This window comes from Lactobacillus kitasatonis DSM 16761 = JCM 1039 (assembly GCF_000615285.1).
In the GTDB taxonomy this organism is placed as follows: Bacteria; Bacillota; Bacilli; order Lactobacillales; family Lactobacillaceae; genus Lactobacillus; species Lactobacillus kitasatonis.
The window spans coordinates 118939-134117 of sequence record NZ_BALU01000002.1; the positions used below are offsets into that span (position 1 = coordinate 118939).

At 38.1% G+C, this 15179-nt stretch carries 15 protein-coding genes and 4 pseudogenes; 1 reads left to right on the top strand and 18 read right to left on the bottom strand.

Going from position 1 to position 15179, the window contains the following annotated elements; translation table 11 throughout:
- Nucleotides 1-132: 132 nt before the first annotated feature.
- A pseudogene (locus tag JCM1039_RS12955) lies at nucleotides 133-1055 on the top strand (glycoside hydrolase family 3 protein).
- Nucleotides 1056-1112: 57 nt separating this feature from the next.
- On the opposite strand, the gene JCM1039_RS01830 reads toward JCM1039_RS12955, so the two are convergent.
- The 18 genes and pseudogenes from JCM1039_RS01830 to JCM1039_RS01910 form a co-directional block, all read right to left on the bottom strand.
- Entirely contained in the window at nucleotides 1113-2306 is a 1194-nt protein-coding gene (locus tag JCM1039_RS01830) for an FtsW/RodA/SpoVE family cell cycle protein (RefSeq protein ID WP_025014418.1), read from the bottom strand.
- A gap of 21 nt (nucleotides 2307-2327) precedes the next feature.
- On the bottom strand, nucleotides 2328-2555 hold the full coding sequence (locus JCM1039_RS01835) for a DUF2969 domain-containing protein (protein ID WP_025014419.1): 228 nt from the start codon (nucleotides 2553-2555) through the stop codon (nucleotides 2328-2330).
- Between the two features lie 8 nt (nucleotides 2556-2563).
- A complete protein-coding gene (gene yidD, locus JCM1039_RS10260) occupies nucleotides 2564-2857 on the bottom strand; it encodes a membrane protein insertion efficiency factor YidD (protein WP_034532880.1) in 294 nt (97 codons plus the stop codon).
- Between the two features lie 13 nt (nucleotides 2858-2870).
- Nucleotides 2871-3860, bottom strand: a complete 990-nt coding sequence (locus JCM1039_RS01840; protein ID WP_025014420.1) for a rod shape-determining protein — start codon at nucleotides 3858-3860, stop codon at nucleotides 2871-2873.
- Nucleotides 3861-3943: 83 nt separating this feature from the next.
- Nucleotides 3944-4174, bottom strand: coding sequence for a DUF1146 domain-containing protein (locus JCM1039_RS01845; protein WP_025014421.1), 231 nt, complete (start codon nucleotides 4172-4174; stop codon nucleotides 3944-3946).
- A 60-nt stretch (nucleotides 4175-4234) separates the two neighbouring features.
- Entirely contained in the window at nucleotides 4235-4675 is a 441-nt protein-coding gene (locus tag JCM1039_RS01850) for a F0F1 ATP synthase subunit epsilon (protein WP_025014422.1), read from the bottom strand.
- A gap of 11 nt (nucleotides 4676-4686) precedes the next feature.
- Nucleotides 4687-6125 (bottom strand): annotated as a pseudogene (gene atpD, locus JCM1039_RS10265) (F0F1 ATP synthase subunit beta).
- Nucleotides 6126-6147: 22 nt separating this feature from the next.
- Nucleotides 6148-7110 carry a F0F1 ATP synthase subunit gamma gene (locus JCM1039_RS01860; RefSeq protein ID WP_025014423.1) on the bottom strand — a complete coding sequence of 321 codons (963 nt, stop codon included), beginning with the start codon at nucleotides 7108-7110 and terminating at the stop codon, nucleotides 6148-6150.
- A 10-nt stretch (nucleotides 7111-7120) separates the two neighbouring features.
- Entirely contained in the window at nucleotides 7121-8632 is a 1512-nt protein-coding gene (atpA, locus tag JCM1039_RS01865) for a F0F1 ATP synthase subunit alpha (protein WP_013437587.1), read from the bottom strand.
- A gap of 14 nt (nucleotides 8633-8646) precedes the next feature.
- Nucleotides 8647-9194: pseudogene (atpH, locus tag JCM1039_RS10270) on the bottom strand (ATP synthase F1 subunit delta).
- The gene (gene atpF / locus JCM1039_RS01875; protein WP_025014424.1) at nucleotides 9194-9703 is read right to left on the bottom strand and encodes a F0F1 ATP synthase subunit B; all 510 of its coding nucleotides are present in this window, start codon (nucleotides 9701-9703) and stop codon (nucleotides 9194-9196) included. Before atpF ends, atpH begins: the two are co-directional and overlap by 1 nt.
- 50 nt (nucleotides 9704-9753) lie before the next feature.
- Complete coding sequence (gene atpE / locus JCM1039_RS01880; RefSeq protein ID WP_013437584.1) at nucleotides 9754-9978, bottom strand: F0F1 ATP synthase subunit C; 225 nt, start codon at nucleotides 9976-9978, stop codon at nucleotides 9754-9756.
- 20 nt (nucleotides 9979-9998) lie between these two features.
- Complete coding sequence (gene atpB / locus JCM1039_RS01885) at nucleotides 9999-10712, bottom strand: F0F1 ATP synthase subunit A (protein WP_025014425.1); 714 nt, start codon at nucleotides 10710-10712, stop codon at nucleotides 9999-10001.
- A 123-nt stretch (nucleotides 10713-10835) separates the two neighbouring features.
- Entirely contained in the window at nucleotides 10836-11465 is a 630-nt protein-coding gene (gene upp / locus JCM1039_RS01890; RefSeq protein WP_013437582.1) for a uracil phosphoribosyltransferase, read from the bottom strand.
- Nucleotides 11466-11552: 87 nt separating this feature from the next.
- Entirely contained in the window at nucleotides 11553-12554 is a 1002-nt protein-coding gene (locus JCM1039_RS01895; protein WP_025014426.1) for an L-threonylcarbamoyladenylate synthase, read from the bottom strand.
- A gap of 2 nt (nucleotides 12555-12556) precedes the next feature.
- On the bottom strand, nucleotides 12557-13402 hold the full coding sequence (prmC, locus tag JCM1039_RS01900; protein ID WP_025014427.1) for a peptide chain release factor N(5)-glutamine methyltransferase: 846 nt from the start codon (nucleotides 13400-13402) through the stop codon (nucleotides 12557-12559).
- Nucleotides 13395-14482 (bottom strand): annotated as a pseudogene (prfA, locus tag JCM1039_RS10275) (peptide chain release factor 1). The gene prmC and the pseudogene prfA overlap by 8 nt, the downstream one beginning before the upstream one ends.
- A gap of 17 nt (nucleotides 14483-14499) precedes the next feature.
- Complete coding sequence (locus tag JCM1039_RS01910; RefSeq protein ID WP_025014428.1) at nucleotides 14500-15099, bottom strand: thymidine kinase; 600 nt, start codon at nucleotides 15097-15099, stop codon at nucleotides 14500-14502.
- Nucleotides 15100-15179: the final 80 nt, after the last annotated feature.

Below are 15179 nucleotides of genomic sequence, written 5' to 3' on the forward strand. Positions count from 1 at the left end.
ATTGTAAAATCTACAAGCATCAAAAAGAAAACAAAAAAGCCAAATAAAATTGATCGAATTATCAAACATATGACTTTAGATGAAAAAATAGGCCAATTATATTTTGCTCATAGCACTGGCAATACACAGCAAATGAAGCCAGACGTTAAAAAATACCATTTAGGTGGTACTACTCTATTTGCACCAGATTACCAAAACAAAAGTAAAGCCCAATTTGATCAAGAAATGCGTGATTATCAAAAAATCAGCAATCATGGCCTATTAATTGCTACAGACCAAGAAGGTGGAACAGTTTCCAGAATTGATACCAATCCTAATATTTCACAAAGAAAATATCCTAGTCCACAAGAAATCTATAATACATCTGGTCTAGATGGTATTAAAAAAGAAAATCGTGAAGTAGCACATATTCTTCATCAAAATGGCATTAACATGAACTTCGCTCCTGTGGCAGATGTAGCCAAAGATAAAAATAGTTTTATCTACGACCGGACCTTAGGGCAAGATTATGCAACAACCGCAAAATATATTCCAGTTGCAGTTAAAAGCATTCAAAGCCAAAAGGTAGTAAGTTGTCTCAAGCACTTCCCTGGCTATGGTGACGCTGCTGACACTCATACAGCTTTGCCCAAATAAGTAAGCCTTTATCCAAATACGAAAAAGAAGATCTATTACCTTTTAAAGCAGGAATAAAAGCCGGTGCAGATGGCATAATGATTTCACACATTGTGATTAAAGATATTGATAATAAATTGCCTGCATCCCTCTCTCCTGCAGTACACAAGTTACTTCGTAGAACTTTAAAGTATCAAGGCTTAATGATCACCGATGACCTACAAATGGGTGCAATCACTCAGTATGCCAAATTACATCACACTAATGCTGATGTTCTTGCTCTAAAAGCTGGTAACGACATGCTTCTTGGTGGCAACTATCAAACAGGTATCCCAGCTATCAAACGTGCTATAAAGCATGGTTCAATTAGTCAAAAACAAATTAATAACTCAGTTAGAAGAATTCTGAAATTAAAAGAAAAATTAGGCATTCTAAAATAGAATCAAAAAGTAAACGAAAAAGGATCCAAGTTTTCACTTGAATCCTTTTTATTGTCTTTAAAAATCGCCAGCCGTACTGAACATGTAATCACGATTATGGAATTTCATTGATAAAATCAGACCAATACCAATCATGTTACCTACCAAGGCAGAACCACCTTGCGAAACAAACGGCAATGGAATACCGGTTAATGGCAATAAATCAATATTCATGCCAATGTTTTCAAATACGTGGAATAAAATCATCATAATAACACCAGTAGCAATGTATGAGTAAAATACATTTCTAGTGTCAAAAGAGATTTTAACCATTTGAACAATTAAGTATAAATAAATCAAAATCAAAGCCACACAGCCGACAAAACCGAAGTTTTCACCAATAACTGAGAAAACCATGTCAGATCCACGAACTGGAACATAAACACTAGCCTTGCCGAAGCCATTACCAAACAATTGACCTGAACCAATAGCTTTCATACTTTGCCACAACTGGTAAGCACCAGATGAAGTGTCTCCTGATGGATCAAGCCATGACTTAATTCTTTCAAACTGATATGCTTGGAAGAAGTGACTCAGGAATGATTGGCCTCCCGGTGTAACCACCAACAAAATAACCGCAATGGCACCAACAATGACGATCCCATATAGTGGAATAATAATCTTCCACGATATTCCTGATACCAATACCACACCACCAACAATGGCGATGAAAACTAACATAGTACCAAAGTCATTTTGTAATTTTAACAAAATTGCAACTGGTGCTAACCAAGCAATAATCTTACCAAGTAATAGCCAATCTGTTTTAATGGTATGTCCATATTTATCATTATGATCTTTGATTACACGAGCCAACATTAAGATAAACGCCGGCTTCATCAATTCAGATGGCTGAAAAGTAATTGGTCCTAACTTAAACCAACTTTTTGCACCCGTATCAGCAGCTACGCTACGGTTATACAGGAATAAAACTGCTATCAATAAAAATATGCCAATACCAAAGAAGATCGGCGCAATTTTAAAGAGCTGCTCTGCATCGAACTGCATCACGACGACAACAATTGCAATCGAAATCAAATACCACAGAGCCTGCATTACAACAGCTTTAACAGGTGACCCAATATGAGATGGATCTCCTAGTGCTGCAACGTAAATACAGTACAAACTGATTAAGGCCAGGATTGCAACCGGAATAATAATATTCCAGGCCAATCGGTCTATCAGACTCGTTTTATTTTTAACTTTTGCCATTAAATAATCACTACTTAAATTTTATTTTTCATGTAATGTGAAGTATGAAAGCAAATCGTTAATACTACTTTCAAGACTATTAGCAAATAAAATATTGCTAGTCTTCGTTGTAGTAGCACGATAGCGACCTTCAACTTTTTCAATTAAACCAATGGACTTCTTGTTAGGAATTACAACTTCCCAAGTTGGTAAATTTTTACCTTTAAGTTCATTAACTTCAATATCAATATTTTCTAACTTTTTAGACATAAATCCTCCTACTTGCTATCCGGATGAAACTTAGAAGCGATAATCTCGTCTTCATACCTTTCCGGATGTGGATTTCGAAAAATAGTAAAATTATCAGGAACTGGATCCACCCCACCACGAATAAATGGGTTACATCTTAGTATACGACAAATACCCATAATTAGTCCTAAAATTGGTCCATGTTTTTTCAGGGCATCAATCATATAGTTAGAGCATGTTGGATAATATCTGCAACTTGGTGGAAAAAGCGGTGAAATTAGTGTCTGATAAATACGCACAAAACCTATCAAAATCTTACGCAAGTAATCTCCTCACTTAGTGTCGTTGATGCTTTTCAATATTCTTAAGCAAAGTACCTGTACCTAAAGCAACAGCTTCCAATGGATGATCAGCTGTTAAAACAGGAACTTGCAAGTAATGTGAAATAAGCTTATCAATATTCTTCAATAATGCTCCACCACCAGTAAGCATAATTCCACGATCAATAATATCTGCTGAAAGTTCTGGTGGGGTAGTTTCAAGAACTTCCTTAGCGGCAGCGATAATTGACATCAAACCTGGTTCCAATGCTTTTTGGATTTCTGGTGCAGTAACTGTAGTTTGTTTTGGCAAACCATCAACTACATCACGACCACGAACAGTAACTTGTTGATCTTCATCAGGCTCAAATGCACTACCAATTTCAATCTTGATTTGTTCTGCGGTTCTAGAACCAATAAGTAAGTTATGCTTATTCTTAATGTAGCTAATAACAGCTTGGTTCATTCTATCACCGGCATAACGAAGTGATTGTGAAGTTACAATTTCACCCATTGATAAAATTGCTACATCAGTAGTACCACCACCGATATCAATAACCATATTGCCTTGTGGCTTGAAAATGTCTAATCCAGCCCCAACAGCTGCAACCTTAGGTTCAAAATCAAGATATACCTTGCCGCCACCAGATTTTTCAGCTGCTTGAATAATGGCTTTTTGTTCAATTGAAGTAACTCCAGTAGGAGCACAAATCAAAATATTTGGCTTAGACATGAAGCCTTTAACATTTAATTTTTCAATAAAGTAAGACAGCATTTCTTCGGTAATATCGAAATCTGCAATTACCCCGTTCTTAAGCGGACGAATTACTCGAATATTACCAGGGGTTCTACCTACCATCTCATATGCCTCTGAGCCAACCGCAACTACTTTGTTAGTATCAGTATTTACGGCTACGACAGAAGGTTCGTTTAAAACAATACCTTTTCCAGAGACATTAATTAATACATTAGCTGTCCCCAAATCAATTCCTATATCTCGTGCCACGATAACCCTCCATAATTATTCATCGTCCATTTTACCATAAATAACTAAGAGTTTCCTTTACTGTCCTTGTTTTAACACAATCTTTAAAACAAATTGCTAAGCTGCATCGAAGTATCAATAAATGTTATTACAAAATTGCCAACTAAAAAGCCTAATGCAATTGCACCAAACAAATATAAAAGTTGTGTTTCGAAAATTCTTCCTTTACGAACTATTTTTTCTAGCTGGACAGCTTTCATTGCCTGAAAAGCTAAACCTATAGCAATTAAATAAATTATGATACTTATTATTGCATGAACACCTAATTGAAACATATAATTTTCCCTTTAATAAAAAAAGACGGATGCAATTTGCATTCGTCTTTTTCACTTTCTTTAGTGACCTCTAGTATTGTAAACACTGATTCTGTTCATTGCTCGTCTCAAAGCAACTTGAGCACGTTCTACAGTACGTTCGTCATGCTTCTCACGTGCTTCCTTAAGACGCTTCTCAGCTCTTTCCTTAGCGGCTTGAGCACGAGAAACATCGATATTTCTAGCACGTTCAGCACTATCTGCAATAATCGTAGCTACGTTTTCTGAAAAATCGATATAACCACCACTAATAGCGATGTGATCGATTCTTGAACCCATTTCTTTGCTACGTTTTACTTTAACTTCACTAATAACTAATGGAGTCAAAAGCGGGGTGTGATTGTACAATATAGAACGTTCACCATCAACAGCGCGTACATCAACGATGCTTCCACGATGGGAATAAATCATTCCATTAGGAGTTACAACATTTACTCTAAAAAGCTTTTCTGGATCTGCCATTTGACATCACCCTACTTTTCTAGCAATGCTTTAGCTTCTGGATCACTTGGAGTTACACCCATAGATTGCGCTTTCTTCAAAACATCTTCGATTGGGCCAACACCACGGAAGGCATCTTCTGGTAAGTCATCAAGGTGACCATCCAAAATAAGTTTAAAGCCTTTAATGGTTTCCTTAATTGGAACATATGAACCAGGTACACCAGTAAATTGTTCAGCAACGAAGAAGTTCTGTGACAAGAAAAATTGAACTTTACGTGCACGTGCAACGATCAATTTTTCTTCATCAGACAATTCATCCATACCCAAAACAGAAATAATATCTTGCAATTCGTGGTAACGTTGCAAAACATGTTGAACACGAGTAGCAACTTCGTAGTGTGCTTGACCAACAACTTCTGGGTCAAGGGCACTTGAAGATGATTCAAGTGGGTCAACGGCTGGGTAAATACCTTGTTCTACCAAGCTACGTTCCAAGTTAGTAGTAGCGTCCAAGTGTGCGAATGTGGTTGATGGAGCTGGGTCAGTATAGTCATCGGCAGGAACATAAACGGCTTGAATTGAAGTAATTGAACCCTTCTTAGTTGAAGTAATTCTTTCCTGCAATTGACCCATTTCTGTTGCTAAAGTTGGCTGGTAACCAACGGCACTTGGCATACGACCAAGCAAAGCGGAAACTTCTGAACCAGCCTGAGTGAATCTAAAGATATTGTCGATAAAGAGCAATACGTCTTGACCTTCAACATCTCTGAAGTATTCAGCAAGAGTCAAACCAGTTAATGCAACACGCATTCTGGCACCAGGTGCTCGTTCATTTGACCAAATACCATGGCAGTTTTACTTAAAACGCCCGAAGCTTTCATTTCGAAGTAAAGGTCATTACCTTCACGAGTTCTTTCACCAACACCAGTAAATACGGAAATACCACCGTGTTCTTGAGCGATGTTGTGAATTAATTCCTGAATGATAGTTGTTTTACCAACACCGGCACCACCGAACAAACCAACTTTACCACCACGTACATATGGTTCAAGCAAGTCGATAACTTTAATACCAGTTTCAAGGATTTCTCTACTGGTAGTTAAATCTTCATATTTAGGTGCTTCTTTGTGGATACCTTCACGAGGGTGATCTTTTGAAAATTCTGGACCACCATCAATTGGTTGACCCAAAACGTTGAACACACGACCTAAAGTATCTTCCCCAACTGGAACTGAAATTGGAGCACCAGTATCTTCAACCTTCATACCACGGCGAAGACCATCGGTAGATTCCATGGCGATCGTTCTTAAGACACCATCACCGAGTTCAAGCGTAACTTCAAGGACGATGCTTTCATCCTCTGATTTGATTACGCGCAAGGCATTGTTAATATCAGGTAAATTCTTATCGATTGGGAATTTAACATCGACAACTGGGCCGATTACTTGAACGATTTCACCTTCACTCAAAACATCTACCTCCTTTTCTTTATTACTCTAAGGCATTTGCACCACTGATAATTTCGGTAATTTCAGTAGTAATTTGTGCCTGTCTAGCACGGTTTAATTTTGTAGTTAAACTTGATACCAAATCATTGGCATTATCAGTCGCACTTTGCATAGCTGTCATTGAACTAGCATGTTCTGCAGTCTTGGCATCTAGAATGGCACCATAAATTGTTGAACGAGCATACTGTGGCAACAACTTTGTAAGTACACTGTTAACGTCTGGTTCGATATCATATTCTAATTCTTTATGTGCTTCAGCTTCTTTTACGCCGATATCCAAATCAACGATTGGCAACATCTTTTCAACACGAAAAGCAGATGATAATGAGTTTACGTGGTGAGTATAACATACGTAAAGTTGGTCATAGACACCATTTAAATACATCTTAATTGCAGTTGAAACAATTGGTAAAGCTTCATCAAAGGTTGGCACATCCGAAACGCCATCTTTTTCGTAAACAACATTAACGTTGTTTTTCTTAAAGAATCGAGCGCCGACAGAACCAACGGCTAAAACTTTAACTTCATGTCCTTGTGCACGTTCATCTCCAAAAATGCTCATCATGTTTTTGATGACATTGCTGTTGTAAGAACCTACAAGACCACGATCACCGCTAATTACTAAGAAACCTGTAGTCTTAACTTTTTTGCGGGTTTGAATCATATCAGCAGTAATACCTAAACCAAACACATCAGTATAATCGATCTTCGCAACATTGTTCTTATCGATAGAGATGTTCTTTTCACGTAGATTATCTACGACTTGGGAACTAATTAAACGAGAAATCGTTTTACGAACATAGTCGTTATAAACGGTATATCCTTTATCACGATTTTCAGTTTGATTCAATTTTGATGCTGAAACCATTCGCATGGCTTCTGTGATCTTACCGGTTTGTTTTACTGAAGCAATCTTTTTCTTTAACTCAAGTAAAGATGCAGGCATAATCTACCTCCTATTTTTCACTTGGTGTAAAGCTTTCACTGAATTCCTCAACGGCTGCTGATAATTTCTTATCATCAGGTAATTCACCAGTTTCACGAATTGTCTTAAGCAAATCAGCATGACTGCTATCAAAGTTGTCGAACAATTCATTTTGGAAGCGTCCAATGTCTTCTACTGGAACAGCATCAAGGTAACCGTGAGTCAAAGCATAAAGAATCAATACTTGCTTTTCAACAGGGATCGGATCATGAAGTGGTTGCTTTAATACTTCAACAGTTCTTTGGCCTCTGTTCAACTTAGCTTGAGTTGCTTGATCAAGATCACTACCAAATTGAGCGAAACTTTCAAGTTCACGGTAAGCTGCAAGGTCAGTACGTAAAGTACCAGCAACTTTCTTCATTGCCTTAATCTGAGCGTTACCACCAACACGAGAAACTGAGTTACCAGCATCGATAGCTGGACGAGTACCGGCAAAGAACAGGTCACTTTGCAAGAAGATCTGACCGTCAGTAATAGAAATTACGTTGGTTGGAATATATGCAGAAATGTCTCCGGCTTCAGTTTGAATAATTGGCAAAGCTGTCAATGACCCACCACCAAGTTTGTCACTCAACTTAGCACTACGTTCAAGAAGACGTGAGTGTAAGTAGAAGACGTCACCTGGGTAGGCTTCACGACCAGGCGGACGACGGAGAAGCAAGGAAAGTTCACGGTAAGCGACGGCTTGTTTGGATAGGTCGTCAAATACGATTAATACGTCCTTGCCATTGTACATAAATTCCTCACCCATAGCAGTACCAGCATATGGTGCAATATAAAGCATAGGTGCTGGTTCACTTGGGCCCGCTTCAACAACAATAGTGTAATCCATTGCGCCAAAACGCTTTAAAGTTTCTACTTGAGTTCTAACGGTTGATTCCTTTTGACCAATAGCAACGTAAATACAAATTACGTCTTGTCCCTTTTGGTTAAGAATAGTATCAATAGCCAAACTAGTCTTACCAGTCTTACGGTCACCGATAATCAATTCACGCTGACCACGACCAATTGGAACTAAGGCATCGATAGCTTTAATACCAGTTTGAAGTGGTTGCTTAACTGATTGACGGTCCATAACACCTGGAGCTTTAGCTTCGATAGGACGAGTCTTATCAGCTTTGATTTCACCCTCACCGTCAACAGGTTGACCTAATGGGTTAACTACTCTACCAATTAAGGCGTCACCAACAGGAACTTCCATGATTCGACCAGTTCTTTGAACACGGTCACCTTCACGAATATTGTCAAATTGACCCAAAATAATGATACCAACATCGTTGGATTCAAGGTTTTGAGCGATACCATATGAACCGTTATCAAATTTTAACAATTCACCGGCCAATACATCGTTAAGTCCGTGAGCCCGGGCGATACCATCACCAACGTAAGTTACAACACCAACTTCGTTAATGTCGAGCTTATCATCGTAATGTTCAAGTTGTTGCTTGATCAAGGAGCTAATTTCTTCCGCTTTAATGCTCAATGGTTTCACCTCTTTTAATTTTTATCAATTATTTGCGCACGGATCTTCTTCAGTCTATTTTTAACTGATCCATCAATCACGCGGTCCTTCACTTGGAGACTACGCCGCCCAATATACTTGGATCAACTTTATTCTCAAGACGCACAGCGTTTAAATCATACTTTTTAGCATAACTATCACCTAAACGCTTAAGTTGATCATCATCCAGTTTAACTGCAGTAGTTGCAGTACCAGCTGCGATCTTCTTTTCATCGTCATAAAGTAAAGCAAATTCATCGATAATATCGATTAAATCAGCAAAGCGGTTATATTCAAGTAACAAATTCAAAAAGCCTTGTACTTCAGCTGAAAAATCTTTTTCAACTGCAGTTAAAAGAGACTTTTTATCTTTACTACTTAAAATAGGATCGCTAAGGACACTGATGAATTTAGGATTGGCAACTGCTGCCTTTTTCAATTCCATCATTTCATCGTAAACAGTATCCAGTACTTTATTATCTTGCGCATAATCGAACAAAGCAGTACCGTAACGTGCAGCTATTTCTTCTCTACTTAAAGCCATTAATCATCCAACCCCTTAATAAATTGGTCGACTAAATCTTTTTGGTCTTCAGCAGATAAATTCTTAGCAATAACTTTTTCGGCAATTGCTACAGAAATATCAGCTACTTGATCACGTGCGGCATTTAAAGCAGCTGATTTAGCCTTAGCAGCTTCTTCATTTGCTTTCTTACGAATTGCTGCAGCGTCTTCGTTTGCACTAGCTACGATTTCCTTGCCTGTGTTTTGCGCATTTGTTTTAGCGTCAGAGAGAATCTGTGTTGCTTCTTGTCTTGAGTTCTTCAAGGCAGCTTCACGCTCATTAGCAAGCGTTTCAGCCTTTTTACGATCACTTGCAGCTGAATCCAAGTCATTAATAACTTTTTGCCGCCGCTTTTCCATCATATCTGATACTGGATCCCAAGCGTAATGCTTGACCAATAACAGCAAGATGGCAAAACAAATTAAATACCAAATAGCATTACCTAGGTAAATATGATGTGAGGCTGCAAATAATGTTTGAATAGTCATTTACTGCCCTTCTCTCTTTAAACTTAAATCCTTCAAACAGAAAAACTTTATTAAAGGAAAAGAATTAAGAAGGCAACAACAATAGACAAAATAGGAACGGCTTCGATCAAACCAACACCAATGAACATTGTTGCTCTTAAATTACCTGCACTTTCAGGTTGGCGAGCCATACCTTCAAGAGTCTTTGAAATAACTTTACCGTTACCAAGTGATGCAGCCAATGCTGCTAAACCAGCTGCGATAGAAGCAGCGAGATATTTAAAAGCTTCTGCCATAAATTTATACCTCCGAAAAATTATTCTGTAGTAACTTTTTTACCAATGTAAACCATTGACAGAGTTACGAAAACATATGCCTGGATAGAGCCAATGAAGACAGAGAAACCTTGCCAAATCATGGCTAATGGAGCTGCTAGAATCAACGTAAATGGTCCGCCAGCATGTGCTAGATCATTACCAATTAAAGTTAGCAAAACTTCACCAGCATATATATTCCCATAAAGACGCAATGATAAGGTTAAGAAGTTGGTGAACTCTTCAATTAAATTAATTGGAAGCATAAAACCAACTGGTTGCGTATAATTTTTTAAATATCCGCCAACACCAAATCTTTGTACGCCGAATGTGAACGATAGAAGCAAGGTCATCATTGCAAACGACATTGTCGCTACTGGATCGGCAGTTGGTGATTTTACAAACACCCAATCATCAACTTTGACTTCTAGGAACATACCCAATTGGTTCATGAACCAGATGAAAAGGAACAAAACAAAAGCATACAAGGACAAGTGCTTCTGAGCATCTACATCGCTAACGTTGTCTTTTACGATACCGTTAGTGAATTCAAGCAAGTACTCGAATACATTTTGTCTTTTGTTTGGCTTCATTTCGACTTTTCTCGCAAGCCAAAAGCAGATAAAGAAAACTGTCAAAGCCATTAGCGTTGAACCAATGATCCCAGTAAGATCAAAATTCAAGCCCATGAATTTAAAAACAAATGATTTCTCCATTACTTCGTGACCTCCCTTCTCGTGTTGAATAAAACTCGAACACGTAAATCATCTTAACACCAAATCATTTCTTTGTGTAACATGAAAGCGCATTAGAGTGAATATTTTTTATGAAAAGGAACATTACTTAGTACCGAAGAGTCTGTCACCGGCATCTCCCAAACCTGGGAAGATATAACCATTATCCATTAACTTCTCGTCTTCTGCTGCGGCATAGATATCAACGTCAGGGTTTTCCTTTTGAACAGCTTTGATACCTTCTGGAGCTGCTACTAAAACTGCTAACTTAATTTCTTTAACGCCACGTTTCTTTAATGCAGCAATAGCGTCATTAGCAGATCCACCAGTTGCAAGCATTGGATCAACAACTAAACATTCACGTTCAGCGATGTCCTTTGGAGCCTTGAAGAAGTATTCATGTGGTTTCAAGGTCTTTTCATCACGGTACATACCGATAACCGCAATTTTAGCTGATGGAACCATCTCAAGAACACCGTTAAGCATCCCCATACCAGCACGTAAAATTGGCACAATTGTCAATTTCTTACCGGCGATTTCTTTTTGAACTGTCTTACCCATTGGTGTCTCAATTTCGACATCTTCAAGTGGCAAGTCTCTAGTGATTTCATAGGTCATCAGACCACCAATTTCACCAACAATTCTACGGAATTCGTTTGAACCCGTATCCTTGCGACGAATAATTGTCAATTTGTGTTGAATCAATGGGTGATCCAAAACTACGAACTTTCCCATATATGCCTCCTATTAACAAATAACATAATTCACTAAACATTTTAATCAAAAACGCAAAGGGTTTAAAGCCCTTTGCGTTTTATTTTTTTATTTATTCAAATGATGTCCGCCCGCTGCTTTGTTAAGACGGTTCATGTAAGCTAAACTTTCTTCACCTTCATTGAAGCCTTGTACATAAATGGTTTCAATGTTGTCTTTGTCATCGAAATAGCGCAATGCACCAAATAAATTATGATCAGCGTCAACTAAGTTTTTACCTAAATCAAATTTATTGTCATCGCTTAAATCGATTTTAGCTAAAACTGAGTCTAAAGCAGCTACACCTGTTTTTTCGTTAAAATCAATTTTGGCAAAATCAGCTGGATTATCAACTACGATTACAGGTTCACTTGGAGCATAGTGACGATACTTCATGCCTGGTGCTTTTGGCACGTCTTTATCTGAAACCTTGCCTGTGTTGATTAATACTTTTTCACCTAAAGCTTCGCTCAATTCTTCTGGCGTAATTTCACCAGGACGAAGCACTATTGGTGTTTTAACAGACAAATCGATAATTGTTGATTCAAGTCCAACACGAGTAGGACCGCCATCGATAATGCCGGCAATTTTACCCTTTAAATCATGATATACGTGTTCAGCCGTAGTAGGACTTGGCTTAGTTGAAGTGTTAGCAGAAGGTCCTACAATTGGGTAACCCAATTTAGCAATCAAATCGTGAGTCAATTGATCGTCTGGGCAACGAAAAGCAACGGTCTTAAGACCGCCGGTTACAGCATCAGGAAGCGTACCTGGCTTTACAAACAAAAGAAGAGTCAAAGGACCTGGCCAGAAGTGCTTAATTAGCTTTTTAGCCCGTTCTGGAACCTCTTTAGCGTAGCGTTCCATCATCTTTTCATCAGAAACCGTTACAATCAAAGGATTATCGCTAGGACGACCCTTAGCTGCATAAACGCCTTTAACTGACTTTTCATTAGTTGCAATCGCACCTAAGCCATAAACAGTTTCTGTAGGGAAAGCAACTAATTCACCCTTGGCTAATAGCTTAACGGCTTCATCAAGTTGATCCTTTTTTAAAATCTTTGTTTCCATTTCTATTTTTGCCACCTTCCATGAACCATGCGTGGCTTGCCGGCCATATCTTTTCTAAATCCAATCTCAAAATCAGGCAATTCTTTGGCAAATAATTCTTTCAATTGTTCTTCTTCACTAAAGCCGAATTCTAAGAAAAATTCACCGTGACTATTCAAGTGGTCACGAACTTGTTTAGCAAACTTCTTGTAAAAGTCCAATCCATCTTTACCAGCAAACAGAGCTTCTTTAGGCTCATTTTGCAAGACACTCTTATCCATGTCTTGCTTCTCATTTGTCTTGATATATGGTGGATTAGAAATAATTTTGTCGAACTTTTCAAGACCAATTAATACATTGGCTTTGCGGGTAGTGACGTCAAGATCATAGTTTAAAAAGTTTTCTTCACTTGTTCTTAAAGCACTATCGGTAATGTCACTAGCATAAAGGGTCAGATTATTGATTTCCTTCTTTTCTGCTTCTTTAGCAAGGGCAACGGTAATGCAACCAGAGCCGGTACCTAAATCAAGCACCTTATCACCACTTTTAAGTGACTTTAATGCCCATTCAACCAACTCTTCAGTTTCAAAACGTGGAATTAATACACCACGCTGCACCATGATTTTGTAGCCTAAAAACCAAGCATAACCCAAAATGTATTGTGGTGAAACGCCTCTAGCCAGCTTCTTAATGTCTTTATTGGCCTGCTTGACTTGATCTTCTGACAAAACCATATCTTGCTTTAATTCAAACTCGCTAGGAGTCAAATTAAGACGTTCAGCCAAAACATAGTCAATATCTTCTGGGCGTATACCTTCAGCAATCTCTCCTGCCTTAATTCTTATTTGCTTTAAAGTCAACTTAGGCATTTTTATCAGCCAACTCCTCCAATTGCTTAGTTTGGTAGTGAAGAATCAATGCATCAATAATTTCGTCAAGTTCACCGTTCATTATACGGTCAAGCTTATTAATAGTCAAACCAATACGGTGGTCGGTAACTCTGTTTTGTGGGTAGTTGTAAGTTCTAATTCTTTCTGAACGGTCACCAGTACCTACAGCATTCTTACGCTTAGCATCGTATTTAGCTTGGTTTTGACTTTCATAGTAGTCGTAAACACGTGATTTCAAAATTTGCATAGCTTTTTCACGGTTTTGTTGCTGACTACGTTGATCCTGCATAGCAACTACAATACCAGTTGGAAGGTGAGTCATACGAACGGCACTTGAGGTCTTGTTAATGTGCTGACCACCGGCACCACTTGAACGGTAAACATCGACACGAATATCCTTTGGATCGATGTCAATATCTACTTGTTCATATTCAGGCATAACAGCTACAGTAGCAGTGAGGTATGAACACGACCTTGAGATTCAGTTACTGGGATGCGTTGAACACGGTGCGCACCGTTTTCATACTTTAATTTTGAATAAACTTTGTCACCAGTAATCATAATGGCTACACGCTTGTAACCACCCACCTCAGTTGGTTCAGAATCAATTAATGAAACCTTCCAGCCTTGTCTTTCAGCGTATTTTTCATACATTCTGAGCAAGTCACCAGCAAATAATGAAGCTTCATCACCACCAGCTGCACCACGAATTTCCATGATGATGTCTTTATCATCATTAGGGTCTTTAGGAAGCATTAAAATCTTGATTTGATCTTCCAATTCAGGAATTTCTTTTTCAATTTCTAAGTTTTCTTCTTTAGCCATTTCGATCAAATCAGCATCAGATTCATTTGCAATGATCTTCTTGTTATCTTCTAATTCCTTTTTATCTTGCTTATACTTCTTATATTTTTGTACAACTTCACGCAAGTCGGCTTCTTCCTTAGAAATTTCCATGTAACGCTTAGTATCGTTAATAACTTCAGGATCGGCCATCATTTCTTGTAGTTCTTCATAGTGGGCTACTAAACCCTCTAATTGAGCCATAACGTTATCCATAAAACTAATTATCCTCTCTATCTCTTATTACCTGGGTAAAAATAATGATAACGACAAACGGGATAGTAACTTTCGTCTCCACCGATTTGTACTTGTTCACCTTCATATACAGGTTTGCCATTATTCACTCTTAAATTCATTGTTGCCTTATGACCACAATAATGACAGATAGTCTTCATTTCCTCTATTTTATCAGCAAAAATCAATAAATTCTCACTACCCTCGAACAAATGATTTTGAAAATCATTTTTAAGACCAAAAGTCATCACAGGTATATTAAACTCATCAACAATTTTAGCGCATTCTAAGACATGATGTCTCTTTAAAAACTGGGCTTCATCAATTAATACGCAAGCTAGCTTCCCATCGCCATCAGCTAAGTCATGATCGTTCATCTTTTTTATATATTCGAACAAATTCATTTCACTGGTGATTGGAATTGCTTTTCGATGAAGGCCAATTCTTGAAGCAACCGTACCAACGCCGCTACGATTATCCAAGCCGCTAGTCATTAAAGCAATCTTACGTCCTTGTGCTTCATAATTATGCGCTACCTTTAATATTTCAATCGTCTTGCCACTGCTCATTGCACCATAACGAAAAAATAATTGCGCCACTTTTGTCCTCCCCTTTGCTCAAAAAAAGTCTTCGCTTTAATAGTATAGTGGAAAAATAAAATTTGTGCAGTCAAATAGAT

Coding starts and splice junctions, on each gene's coding strand:
- JCM1039_RS01895 (WP_025014426.1), bottom strand. CDS start 12,554: ATGGAAACAAAGATTTTAAAAAAGGATCAACTTGATGAAGCCGTTAAG.
- JCM1039_RS01860 (WP_025014423.1), bottom strand. CDS start 7,110: ATGCCTGCATCTTTACTTGAGTTAAAGAAAAAGATTGCTTCAGTAAAA.
- JCM1039_RS01835 (WP_025014419.1), bottom strand. CDS start 2,555: ATGTCTAAAAAGTTAGAAAATATTGATATTGAAGTTAATGAACTTAAA.
- JCM1039_RS01850 (WP_025014422.1), bottom strand. CDS start 4,675: ATGGCAGATCCAGAAAAGCTTTTTAGAGTAAATGTTGTAACTCCTAAT.
- atpB (WP_025014425.1), bottom strand. CDS start 10,712: ATGGAGAAATCATTTGTTTTTAAATTCATGGGCTTGAATTTTGATCTT.
- JCM1039_RS01845 (WP_025014421.1), bottom strand. CDS start 4,174: ATGTTTCAATTAGGTGTTCATGCAATAATAAGTATCATAATTTATTTA.
- atpE (WP_013437584.1), bottom strand. CDS start 9,978: ATGGCAGAAGCTTTTAAATATCTCGCTGCTTCTATCGCAGCTGGTTTA.
- atpF (WP_025014424.1), bottom strand. CDS start 9,703: ATGACTATTCAAACATTATTTGCAGCCTCACATCATATTTACCTAGGT.
- upp (WP_013437582.1), bottom strand. CDS start 11,465: ATGGGAAAGTTCGTAGTTTTGGATCACCCATTGATTCAACACAAATTG.
- JCM1039_RS01830 (WP_025014418.1), bottom strand. CDS start 2,306: ATGGCAAAAGTTAAAAATAAAACGAGTCTGATAGACCGATTGGCCTGG.
- prmC (WP_025014427.1), bottom strand. CDS start 13,402: ATGCCTAAGTTGACTTTAAAGCAAATAAGAATTAAGGCAGGAGAGATT.